The sequence below is a fragment of the Pseudomonas pichavaramensis genome, from assembly GCF_050473265.1.
GTDB lineage: Bacteria > Pseudomonadota > Gammaproteobacteria > Pseudomonadales > Pseudomonadaceae > Aquipseudomonas.
Genome location: NZ_JBJKFJ010000001.1, coordinates 687,670 through 698,222 on the forward strand (window position 1 = coordinate 687,670; position 10,553 = coordinate 698,222).

13 protein-coding genes and 1 other RNA gene are annotated in these 10,553 nt (G+C 60.4%); 10 read left to right on the plus strand and 4 right to left on the minus strand.

The genetic code is table 11. The features are described from left to right. Window positions 1–98 precede the first annotated feature (98 nt). The 7 genes from rplM to ACJRW5_RS03125 all read left to right on the plus strand — a co-directional run bounded on the left by rplM (window position 99) and on the right by ACJRW5_RS03125 (window position 5,030). Entirely contained in the window at window positions 99–527 is a 429-nt protein-coding gene (rplM, locus tag ACJRW5_RS03095) for a 50S ribosomal protein L13 (RefSeq protein ID WP_003242947.1), read from the plus strand. A 14-nt stretch (window positions 528–541) separates the two neighbouring features. Next, window positions 542–934 carry a 30S ribosomal protein S9 gene (gene rpsI / locus ACJRW5_RS03100; protein WP_161864970.1) on the plus strand — a complete coding sequence of 131 codons (393 nt, stop codon included), beginning with the start codon at window positions 542–544 and terminating at the stop codon, window positions 932–934. Window positions 935–1,188: 254 nt separating this feature from the next. Next, a complete protein-coding gene (petA, locus tag ACJRW5_RS03105) occupies window positions 1,189–1,782 on the plus strand; it encodes a ubiquinol-cytochrome c reductase iron-sulfur subunit (RefSeq protein WP_484569056.1) in 594 nt (197 codons plus the stop codon). Continuing rightward, a complete protein-coding gene (locus ACJRW5_RS03110) occupies window positions 1,782–2,993 on the plus strand; it encodes a cytochrome b (protein WP_484569057.1) in 1,212 nt (403 codons plus the stop codon). Before petA ends, ACJRW5_RS03110 begins: the two co-directional genes overlap by 1 nt. After that, window positions 2,993–3,775, plus strand: a complete 783-nt coding sequence (locus tag ACJRW5_RS03115; protein WP_484569058.1) for a cytochrome c1 — start codon at window positions 2,993–2,995, stop codon at window positions 3,773–3,775. The genes ACJRW5_RS03110 and ACJRW5_RS03115 overlap by 1 nt, the downstream gene beginning before the upstream one ends. A 215-nt stretch (window positions 3,776–3,990) precedes the next feature. Next, the gene (locus ACJRW5_RS03120) at window positions 3,991–4,608 is read left to right on the plus strand and encodes a glutathione S-transferase N-terminal domain-containing protein (protein WP_484569059.1); all 618 of its coding nucleotides are present in this window, start codon (window positions 3,991–3,993) and stop codon (window positions 4,606–4,608) included. Between the two features lie 14 nt (window positions 4,609–4,622). Beyond that, window positions 4,623–5,030, plus strand: coding sequence for a ClpXP protease specificity-enhancing factor (locus tag ACJRW5_RS03125; protein ID WP_484569060.1), 408 nt, complete (start codon window positions 4,623–4,625; stop codon window positions 5,028–5,030). A 49-nt stretch (window positions 5,031–5,079) separates the two neighbouring features. Here the strand turns inward: ACJRW5_RS03125 and ACJRW5_RS03130 are convergent, their stop codons facing one another. The 4 genes from ACJRW5_RS03130 to ACJRW5_RS03145 are packed head-to-tail and all read right to left on the minus strand — an operon-like array spanning window position 5,080 to window position 8,393. Continuing rightward, window positions 5,080–5,613 (minus strand): BON domain-containing protein, encoded by a 534-nt coding sequence (locus ACJRW5_RS03130; RefSeq protein ID WP_484569061.1) that lies wholly within the window; start codon window positions 5,611–5,613, stop codon window positions 5,080–5,082. Further along, window positions 5,610–6,203 carry a phosphoheptose isomerase gene (locus tag ACJRW5_RS03135; RefSeq protein WP_484569062.1) on the minus strand — a complete coding sequence of 198 codons (594 nt, stop codon included), beginning with the start codon at window positions 6,201–6,203 and terminating at the stop codon, window positions 5,610–5,612. The genes ACJRW5_RS03130 and ACJRW5_RS03135 overlap by 4 nt, the downstream gene beginning before the upstream one ends. A gap of 25 nt (window positions 6,204–6,228) precedes the next feature. Next, window positions 6,229–6,588 carry a YraN family protein gene (locus ACJRW5_RS03140; protein ID WP_484569063.1) on the minus strand — a complete coding sequence of 120 codons (360 nt, stop codon included), beginning with the start codon at window positions 6,586–6,588 and terminating at the stop codon, window positions 6,229–6,231. Beyond that, window positions 6,585–8,393: a penicillin-binding protein activator gene (locus ACJRW5_RS03145; RefSeq protein WP_484569064.1), complete on the minus strand. Its 1,809-nt coding sequence runs from the start codon at window positions 8,391–8,393 to the stop codon at window positions 6,585–6,587. Before ACJRW5_RS03145 ends, ACJRW5_RS03140 begins: the two co-directional genes overlap by 4 nt. Before the next feature lie 89 nt (window positions 8,394–8,482). Between ACJRW5_RS03145 and rsmI the strand changes: the two genes are divergently transcribed. From rsmI to mraZ, 3 genes are all read left to right on the plus strand, one after another. Beyond that, window positions 8,483–9,382 (plus strand): 16S rRNA (cytidine(1402)-2'-O)-methyltransferase, encoded by a 900-nt coding sequence (rsmI, locus tag ACJRW5_RS03150; RefSeq protein ID WP_484569065.1) that lies wholly within the window; start codon window positions 8,483–8,485, stop codon window positions 9,380–9,382. A gap of 47 nt (window positions 9,383–9,429) precedes the next feature. Further along, window positions 9,430–9,788, plus strand: an RNA gene (rnpB, locus tag ACJRW5_RS03155) — RNase P RNA component class A. Between the two features lie 308 nt (window positions 9,789–10,096). Next, window positions 10,097–10,552, plus strand: a complete 456-nt coding sequence (mraZ, locus tag ACJRW5_RS03160; protein ID WP_047587012.1) for a division/cell wall cluster transcriptional repressor MraZ — start codon at window positions 10,097–10,099, stop codon at window positions 10,550–10,552. Window position 10,553: the final 1 nt, after the last annotated feature.

Consider the following 10,553-nt stretch of genomic DNA (forward strand, 5'->3'; position numbering starts at 1 on the left):
TAGCGTCCGTATACGGCTGCCTTTGACTTGTCAAAGTACGCACTATCCAGTAAGATCCGCCGTCTATTTTTGCTGGGCGGCCCCTGAGGCTATAAAGAATGAAAACTTTTACTGCTAAACCGGAAACAGTAAAACGCGATTGGTTCGTCGTTGATGCTGCTGGTCAGACCCTGGGTCGTCTGGCCACCGAAATCGCGAGCCGTCTGCGTGGCAAGCACAAGCCTGAGTACACCCCGCACGTTGATACCGGCGACTACATCGTCGTGATCAACGCTGAACAGGTGCGTGTAACTGGCGCCAAAGCCAGCGACAAGAAGTACTACTCCCACTCCGGTTTCCCGGGCGGCATCAAAGAGATCAACTTCGAGAAGCTGATCGCTCGTGCTCCTGAGCGCGTGATCGAGACCGCGGTCAAAGGCATGCTGCCGAAGAACCCGCTGGGTCGCGACATGTATCGTAAGCTGAAGGTGTACAAGGGTGCCGCTCACCCGCACACCGCTCAGCAGCCCCAAGAACTGAAGATTTAACGGAATAGTTCATTATGTCGGCGACTCAAAACTACGGCACTGGCCGTCGCAAGACCGCAACCGCGCGCGTTTTCCTGCGTCCGGGCACTGGTAACATCTCGATCAACAATCGCAACCTGGATACCTTCTTCGGTCGCGAAACCGCTCGCATGGTCGTGCGTCAGCCGCTGGAGCTGACCGAGACTGTCGAGAAGTTCGACATCTTCGTCACCGTTGCTGGTGGTGGTGTCAGCGGTCAAGCCGGTGCCATCCGTCACGGCATCACCCGCGCTCTGATCGAGTACGACGAAACCCTGCGCAGCCCGCTGCGTAAAGCTGGTTACGTCACTCGTGATGCCCGTGAAGTCGAGCGTAAGAAAGTCGGTCTGCGCAAAGCGCGTAAGCGTCCGCAGTACTCGAAGCGTTAATCGCGACTACGCTTCCAAAAGCGCCCAGTTTCCTTACGGAGCTGGGCGTTTTTTATGGGTATGGCAAAGTGATGCGACAACGTGCCGCATGCCCGTAAGCCGCGCCTGTCAAGGCTTTCGCCTGGCTCTTCGGGGGTAATTACCTTGTCAGAAAAGGGGCTTTTCTTTACCATTTGGCGAATTTTTTGCGCGGCCCGATTTTTACTTAGTAGAGGCCTGAACAACAGGCCACAAAGCTGATGGGAGACGACTGAATGAGCAATGACGGCGTGAATGCAGGCCGGCGTCGCTTCCTGGTTGCAGCCACTTCCGTGGTGGGTGCAGCAGGAGCGGTAGGTGCTGCGACTCCGTTTGTGGGGTCATGGTTCCCCAGTGCCAAGGCCAAGGCGGCCGGTGCACCGGTGAAGGTGAACGTCGGCAAGATCGAGGCTGGTCAGCAGATGGTTGCTGAATGGCGCGGTCAACCGGTATTCATCGTGCGCCGCACCGAAGAGATCCTGGCCAATCTGAGCAAGATCGAAGGCAGTGTCGCTGATCCCGAGTCCGCTGCGTCCGTGCAGCCGGAGTACGTGGACAAGAAAACTCGCTCGATCAAGCCTGAGCTGCTGGTCCTGGTAGGTCTTTGCACTCACCTGGGCTGTTCGCCGTCCTTCCGTCCGGAAGTGGCGCCGGCTGACCTGGGGGCTGAGTGGGTCGGTGGTTATTTCTGCCCTTGCCATGGTTCTCGTTATGACCTCGCCGGGCGGGTCTACAAGGCTCAGCCGGCTCCGTTGAACCTGCCAGTACCGCCGTACAGCTACGAGACGGATGACGTGATCGTCATCGGTGTGGACCAGGAGAACGCCTGATGAGCAAATTCATGGAATGGGTGGATGCGCGCTTCCCCGCCACCAAGATGTGGGAAGACCATCTCTCCAAGTACTACGCACCGAAGAACTTCAACTTCTTCTATTTCTTCGGCTCCCTGGCGCTGCTGGTGCTGGTCAATCAGATCCTCACCGGTGTCTGGCTGACCATGAGCTTCACCCCGTCCGCCGAAGAGGCCTTCGCTTCCGTCGAGTACATCATGCGCGACGTGGAGTACGGCTGGATCATCCGCTACCTGCACTCCACTGGCGCTTCGGCGTTCTTCGTGGTGGTATACCTGCACATGTTCCGCGGCCTGCTTTATGGCTCCTACCAGAAGCCTCGTGAGCTGGTGTGGATCTTCGGCATGCTGATCTACCTGTGCCTGATGGCCGAGGCCTTCATGGGCTACCTGCTGCCATGGGGTCAGATGTCCTACTGGGGCGCCCAGGTGATCATCTCGCTGTTCGGTGCCATCCCTGTAATCGGCGATGACCTGACCCAGTGGATCCGCGGTGACTACCTGATCTCCGGCATCACCCTGAACCGCTTCTTCGCCCTGCATGTGATCGCGCTGCCGATCGTGCTGCTCGGCCTCGTCGTGCTGCACATTCTGGCGCTGCACGAAGTGGGTTCGAACAACCCGGATGGCGTCGAGATCAAGAAGAAGAAGGACGAGAACGGCATTCCGCTCGACGGTATCCCGTTCCACCCGTACTACACCGTCAAGGACATCGTCGGCGTAGTGGTCTTCCTGTTCGTGTTCTGCTTCGTGGTGTTCTTCTTCCCGGAAATGGGCGGTTACTTCCTCGAGAAACCGAACTTCGAGGCGGCCAACCCGTTCAAGACCCCTGACCATATCGCTCCGGTTTGGTACTTCACGCCGTTCTACGCGATTCTGCGCGCCGTACCGGACAAGCTGCTGGGCGTAATCGCCATGGGTGCTGCGATTGCTGTGCTGTTCGTCCTGCCGTGGCTGGACCGTAGCCCGGTCAAGTCCATGCGCTACAAGGGCTGGATGAGCAAGATCTGGCTGCTGGTGTTCTGCATTTCCTTCGTCATCCTCGGCGTGCTGGGTGTATTGGCACCGACTCCGGGTCGTACCCTGCTGTCGCAGGTGTGCACCATCCTGTACTTCGCGTACTTCATCCTGATGCCGTTCTACACCAGGATGGAGAAGACCAAACCGGTTCCGGAAAGGGTGACGGGCTGATGAAAAAGCTATTTGCTGCATTTGTTTTCGCTGCATTGCCGGCTCTCGGTTTCGCTGCCGGCGGTCATGAGGTGCACCTGGACAAGGTCGACATCGATCTGACCGACAAGGCTGCCATGCAGGACGGTGCGCGTACGTTCGCCAACTACTGCATGGGCTGCCACTCGGCCAAGTATCAGCGTTACGAGCGTGTTGCCGACGACCTCGGCGTGCCTCACGAAATCATGCTGGAAAATCTGGTGTTCAACGATGCCAAGATCGGTGACCACATGAAGATCGGCATGAAGCCTGATGACGCCAAGGCCTGGTTCGGTGCGGCTCCGCCCGACCTGACTCTGGTGGCTCGCGTTCGTGGTAACGACTGGCTGTATACCTACCTGCGCAGCTTCTACGCGGATCCGACTCGTCCGCTGGGCGCCAACAATACGGTGTTCCCGAACGTCGGTATGCCTAACGTCCTGGTCGGCCTGCAAGGTAACCAGGTCATTGGTTGCAAGCAGGTTCAGGTCGTGACCGATGGCAAGAAGCAGTTCGATCCGCTGACCGGTGCGCCGATCACTCACGAAGCTTGTGATCAGCTGACCATCGAGCCGAATACCGGCACGCTGAGCGAGGCCGAGTTCGATGAGAAGATCAAGAACCTGGTGACCTTCCTGGCTTATTCGGCCAACCCGGTCAAGCTGAAGTCCCAGCGCATCGGCACCTACGTGCTGCTGTACTTGGCGTTCTTCTTCGTGTTCGCCTACCTGCTCAAGCGCGAGTACTGGAAAGACGTGCACTAAGTCGTTCCGCTTCGCCTCGAACCTGCGCGTCCTGACGGGCGCGCAGGTTTTTGTGTTTTATCCTGGCGCATCTCTTCGGAGTGTCGTCAGCGAGGTACCAGGATTGCTCAGGATCGTTTTGCTTTATGGCCAGGCTTTGGTTGTTGCGGTTTCAAAACTGCCCCTGACTATTCTTTCGTGTTTCTGGAAAATCTAAAAAAGCGAGGAGGATCGCCATGGCGGTGACCAATAGGTTGACCTGCTACTCCGACCCCGCCGACCACTATTCCCATCGCGTGCGTCTGGTGCTCGCCGAGAAAGGTGTCAGCGTCGAGATCATCGATGTCGAGCAGGGCCGATGCCCGCCCAAGCTCGCGGAGCTCAACCCCTACGGTACTCTGCCTACCCTGGCTGATAGGGACTTGGCGCTGTACGAATCGTCTGTGGTGATGGAGTACCTGGACGAGCGTTATCCGCATCCCCCCTTGTTGCCTGTCTATCCCGTGGCAAGGGCCAATAGTCGTCTGCTGATGCATCGTATTCAGCGCGACTGGTGCGCGCTGGTCGATCGTATTCTCGACAAGCGCAGCAAGGAGGCCGAGCGCCAGCTGGCACGCAAGGAGCTGCGCGAGAGCCTGACCGGGGTTTCGCCGCTGTTCGCTGACAAGGCGTTCTTTCTAAGCGATGAGTTGAGCCTGGTGGATTGCTGCCTGCTGCCCATCCTCTGGCGTTTGCCGGTGCTGGGTATCGAGCTGCCGCGTCCGGCGAAGCCATTGCTCGACTATATGGAGCGTCAGTTCGCCCGTGAGGCCTTTCAGGCCAGTCTTTCCGCTGTCGAGCGCGCAATGCGCTGAGAAGGAGGGTAACCATGAATTCCAGTCGTCCCTATATGGTCCGTGCTCTGTACGAGTGGATCGTCGACAACGATTGCACGCCGCATCTGCTGGTCAATGCTGAATTCCCAGGCGTGCAGGTGCCGCCAGGTTTTTCCAGTGACGGACAGATCGTGTTGAATGCTTCCCCCAGTGCTGTACGTCACTTGCACATGGACAACGAGGCCGTCAGCTTCGAGGGGCGTTTTGGCGGTGTGGCGCATACGCTCTACATCCCGTCTGCCGCCATTCTGGCGATTTATGCGCGGGAAAACGGGCAAGGCATGGTGTTCGACATGGAGCCGCCGGTTGCGGGTGGCCCGGAGGGGCCGGATGACGATGGTCCGTCGGGCGGTGAGCCGCCGCGTCCGAGCGGTCGACCAAGTCTGAAAGTGGTCAAGTAGCAACGAAAAGGGCGCCCGAGGGCGCCCTTTTCATGGAGTGTGCTGACGTTTAGTTGGTGTACTCGAACAGGCGCACCACTTTCTGTACGCCCGATACGCCCTGCACAACGGCGGTGGCTGCATTGGCCTCGCTGCGATTGACCACGCCGAGCATGTAGACGATACCGTTCTCGGTGATGACCTTGATCTTGGTGCTCGGCACGCTGCTGTCAGCCAGCATTTGCGTCTTGATCTTGCTGGTCAGCAGGGAGTCGTTGCTGCGCGCGAGCAGCGAGGCGGGCTGCTGAACCTGCAGCTCGTTGTAGATCTTCTTCACGCCCCTGACGTTGCGGGCGCGCTGGGCGGCGAGATCTTTCAGTTCGCTGCGCGGTGTCTGGCCGGCAATCAGAATGACGCCATTGTAAGCCGTGACGATAATCCGCGAGGTGGGGCTGGACAGGTCGGCATGGGCGTTGCTGATGCTCGTGGCAACGTCCGGACCGAGGAACTGATCATCGATCTTGTTGCCAATGCTGCGGCTGCCGCAGCCTGCCAGGCTCAGGGTAACGGCCAGGGTGGCCAGGATCAGGGCGAAACGCTTCATTCTTCACTCCCAAACAGTTGACTGTCGATCAGGTCGCACAGGCAGTGGATAGTCAGTAGGTGGACTTCCTGAATGCGTGCGGTGACTTTGGCTGGAACGCGGATTTCCACATCTTCCGGCAGCAACAGTGAAGCCATGCCGCCACCATCGCGGCCGGTCAGAGCGACAACGGTCATCTCGCGATCATGGGCAGCTTGAATGGCCTGGATGACATTCGCTGAGTTGCCGCTGGTCGAAATCGCCAGCAGTACGTCGCCCGGTTGGCCTAGGGCGCGAATCTGCTTGGAGAAGATCTCGTTGTAGCTGTAATCGTTGGCGATCGAGGTGATGGTCGAGCTGTCGGTCGTCAGCGCCACGGCCGGCAGGCTGGGGCGCTCACGTTCGAAGCGGTTGAGCAGTTCGGAGGAGAAGTGCTGGGCATCGCCGGCTGAGCCGCCGTTACCGCAGGAGAGAATCTTTCCTTCATTGAGCAGGGCCTGAACCATGATCAGGCTGGCGTGCTCGATGTAAGGTGCCAGGACTTCCATGGCCTGTTGCTTGGTGTCGATGCTGGCTTGGAAGAGCTGGCGGATTCGGGATTGCATGTCCATCGGTTAAACCTTGAATGTACGGCTGTCAGGCATCGAAAGCGTTCTTGATCCAGTCGAGGCGAGTGGGGCCCTCAGTACTGATGGCGACCACGTCGAAGCGGCAGGGGTGGCGGGCCCAGCGAGACTGTTGCTGGAGGAAGAGTTCGGCGGCGATCACCAGCTTGCCGCGCTTGCGCGCATCGATACTCTCCAGGGCGCCGCCCCAGGCGCTGTGACGGCGGGCGCGGACTTCGACGAATACTACTGTATCGCCATCGAGCATGACCAGATCAAGCTCGCCACGGCGACAGCTCCAGTTCTCTTCGATCAGGCGCAGGCCATTGCGTTCCAGATGCTGGCGAGCCGCCTGCTCGGCGGCTCGTCCAAGGTCGTTGTGGGCGCTCAATTGAGGCTTTCGGGAAGACGCTGGACCTGACCGCCGCGGAACTCGGCCCAAGGCAGTTGGCGTTCTACGCGTTGAGCCTGGTTGAGGCTCAGGGAGCCGGAGAGCCCATCAATGCGCGATTCCGGCAGTGCCTTGAGCTGGCCCAGTCGCGGCGCCAGGCGGTAGGCGTCCACGCCCATTGCGTACAGGCGGCCCAGGCTGCCGCCTGCTTGCGGCCATTGCTGGGTGACCTCCTGGCGCAGCGGGGCGTGAGTATCCAGCAGCCACGGCGTCTCGCAGAAGCGAATGCCTTCCAGGTCCTGATACTGAGCTTGGCTGTGCGTGCCGGTGAACAGGTGGGACGTGGCATAGACCGGTACGTCGCCGGCGTACTGGAAGGCCAGGGTCGGCTTGATCTGCTGCGCCTGCTGCGGTGTCGCGGCGAGGAAGATGAAGTCGATGTCCTGGCGGCGTGCCGGCAGTGCGTCGACGCTGCTGCCCAGGGTGTTTTGCAAGCGGCGGGCGCGGGCTTCGCTCTCGCGCAACTGGAACAGGTCGGCGATCTGGCGTGCCAGCTCGACGGGCTGATCCACGTGTTCGGCGGCGATCAGCGTGCCGCCCTGGGCCTGCCAGCTCTGGCGGAAGGCATCCAGAACGCGGTCGCCCCACTCGCCGGCCGGTACCAGGGCCACCGCGCGGCGCATGCCGTCGCTCCAGGCGCGTCGGGACACTTCACGTGCTTCGTCTTCTGCTGCCAGGCCGAACTGGAACAGCTGTGCGGGGCCTTCCTGGCCGGCATCGCTGTAGTTCAGTGCCAGGGTGGTGATCGGCAGTTGCTCACGATCGCTGAGCTGCTTGACCAGTGGCTTCTCCAGGGGGCCGACCACCAATTGCACACCGTCGGCCTGCGCTTGCTGGTAGAAGGCCTCCAGCGAACCGATGCGGGCGCTGTCGTAAAGCTTGATGTCCGGTGGGGTCTGGCCGGCCTGTTGTGCCTCGTAATGAGCTGCGAGGAAGCCGTCGCGCAGGGCGCGGGCCACGCTGGCCAGTTGGCCTTCCTGCGGCAGCAGCAGGGCGATGCGAGTCAGTGGTTGGCTGGCCAGCTCGCGTAGCTTGACCAAGGCTTCCGGGAGCTGTGTCGCTGCCGGATGCTGCGGGTTCTGTGCAACCCACTGGTCGATGGCGCTTTGCTGTTGTTCGAGTGTGCCGGCGCCCTTGGTCACGCGGGCCAGTTCCAGCCAGCCAGCCAGGTCGGCGTCGGCGCCTGCGGAAGCCTGCTCTGGTAGAGAGGAAACCAGATCCCAGATTTTCTCATGATTCTCGGTCGCCGCCTGACCGCTCAGCAGTGGCGCAATGAATACGCGCTCGCGAGCGGCTGCCAGAGCTTGGCCATCGGCTTCCAGTGCGCGCGCGCGCACCAGTTGGGTGCGAGTCTGCTGCTCGACGGGCAGTTCGCCCAAGCGCTCGAGGCTGGGGTGCTGCAGGGCTTTCAGTGCGCTCTTGGGCTGCTTGCGCGCCATTGCCAGCTCTGCCTTCAGGGTGCTGGCAAAGATCTGCTGGGCAGGTTGCAAGCTGGACAGGTCGATCTGCTCAAGAATGCGTGCCGAGCCGGCCACATCATTCTGCTGATAGGCTTGGTCGGCAGCGGACAGGCGCAGCAGGGCGGCTTGTTCGGGCTTGCTCTCGGTCGCTTGTTGCAGCATCTGCTCAATGCTGGCCTTGGGCGTGCGTGGCAGTTCACCCAGGCCGTTGTTGGGCGAGCTGGCGCATGCCGCAAGCATGCCGGCCAGGAAGATGGCGGAAAGAGGGCGCAGACTAGCGATCATCGGGTCATCCTGATACTTGAGCAAAACAAGCGGCGATTGTACCCAAGCGCCAAGGATGGTGCGATGCCGCTGGGCCGTAAGCGGCTAGAATGAGCGCTCTTTCAATTTACGAGGTGTTATCCGTGAGTCAGTCCGCCGTTACCAGCGTCCAGCCCGGCAGCCTTTATGTGGTTGCCACGCCAATTGGCAATCTGGATGACATCAGTGCGCGGGCGTTGCGCATTCTGCGCGAAGTGGCGTTGATCGCCGCCGAAGACACGCGTCACTCAGCCAGGCTGATGCAGCACTTCGGTATCCAGACACCGCTGGCGGCTTGTCACGAACACAATGAGCGTGAGCAGGGAGGGCGTTTTCTTGCTCGGCTGGAGGCCGGAGAGGATGTCGCGTTGATCTCCGATGCGGGTACACCGCTGATTTCCGATCCGGGCTTTCATCTGGTTCGTCAGGTGCGCGCCGCAGGCTTTCCGGTAGTGCCGGTGCCTGGCGCCTGTGCGCTGATAGCTGCGCTTTCCGCGGCCGGGTTGCCGTCGGATCGTTTTATCTTTGAAGGCTTTCTGCCGGCCAAGGCAGCGGGACGCCGCTCGCGCCTCGAGCAGGTTCGCGAAGAGCCACGTACGCTGATCTTCTACGAGGCGCCGCACCGTATTCTCGAGTGTCTGCAGGATATGCGCGATGTGTTCGGTGACGAGCGCCCGGCGCTGCTGGCGCGCGAGCTGACCAAGACCTTCGAGACGCTCAAGGGGTTGCCGTTGGCCGAGTTGTGCGATTGGGTGGCGGCGGACAGCAACCAGCAGCGTGGCGAGTGCGTGGTGCTGGTGGCAGGTTGGCAGGCGCCGGAGGGCGAGGAGGCGGTCAGTGCTGAAGCGCTGCGAGTGCTCGATCTGCTGCTGGCGGAAATGCCGCTCAAGCGCGCGGCAGCGCTGGCGGCGGAGATCACCGGCGTGCGCAAGAATCTGCTTTATCAGGCGGCTTTGCAGCGTCAGGGGTAAGCGCCGAGCTTGTTCTTGGCGGCGCCTGTCGGTACCCTTGTCGGCGGAGAGTCGATCGGACAGTCGCTGCCTTGTTTCGTTCCGCGAAACGGGGGGGAGGAAAGTCCGGGCTCCATAGGGCGGAGTGCCAGGTAACGCCTGGGGGGCGTGAGCCTACGGAAAGTGCCGCAGAAAATAACCGCCTAAGTGCTTCGGCGCCGGTAAGGGTGAAAAGGTGCGGTAAGAGCGCACCGCACGGCTGGTAACAGTCCGTGGCTAGGTAAACCCCACTCGGAGCAAGACCAAATAGGGTTCCATTGGCGTGGCCCGCGCTGGAACCGGGTAGGTTGCTAAAGGCGTGCAGTGATGTACGCCGTAGAGGAATGACTGTCCTCGACAGAACCCGGCTTACAGATCGACTCTCCTCCTTTCTTCCTCGCGCTGCGCTTCTAGCTCCCGCTCGTCTGATGCCGAAAAAGTCTTACTCTTAAGAAATTACTTTAAGTTTGAATTTCAGCTTGCTGCTGTGGCTGAGTTTTGCCTGTCGAATAGCTCTTCCTATATCGCTTTTCCCCTCGCTTTCGTTCGCTAAATCTCCGTCCTGTAAGGATTTTTCCCTTCTGGCGCGCCTTGACGGTGGGGCGTGCGCGTTCCTATAGTGTGCGCAAGTGGTGGGAAGTGGCATGAAGTGGGTTTTTTTGGGCATGGAAAGCTAATTACAGGGGAAGCGCAGCCGTGTTTCGCGGAGCAAACGCCATCAGTCTCGACGCCAAAGGGCGCCTCGCGATGCCGAGTCGGTATCGTGATGAGCTCGTTGCGCGTTGTGGTGGCCAGCTTATCGTGACCATCGATGCCGTCGATCCCTGTCTTTGCGTCTATCCCCTGGCCGAGTGGGAGCTGATCGAGAACAAGCTGCGCGAGTTGGCTTCCTTTCGTGAAGAGAACCGTCGCCTGCAGCGTTTGCTGATCGGTAACGCTGTCGATCTCGAGCTCGATGCCAGTGGCCGCTTCCTGGTGCCGCCGCGTTTGCGCGAATACGCCAAGTTGGACAAGCGGGCGATGCTCGTTGGCCAGCTGAACAAGTTCCAGCTCTGGGATGAAGACTCCTGGAATGCCGTAGCCGAAGCCGACCTGGCTGCCATCAAGCAGCCGGGTGCTCTTTCCGATGACTTGCGTGACTTGATCCTGTGAC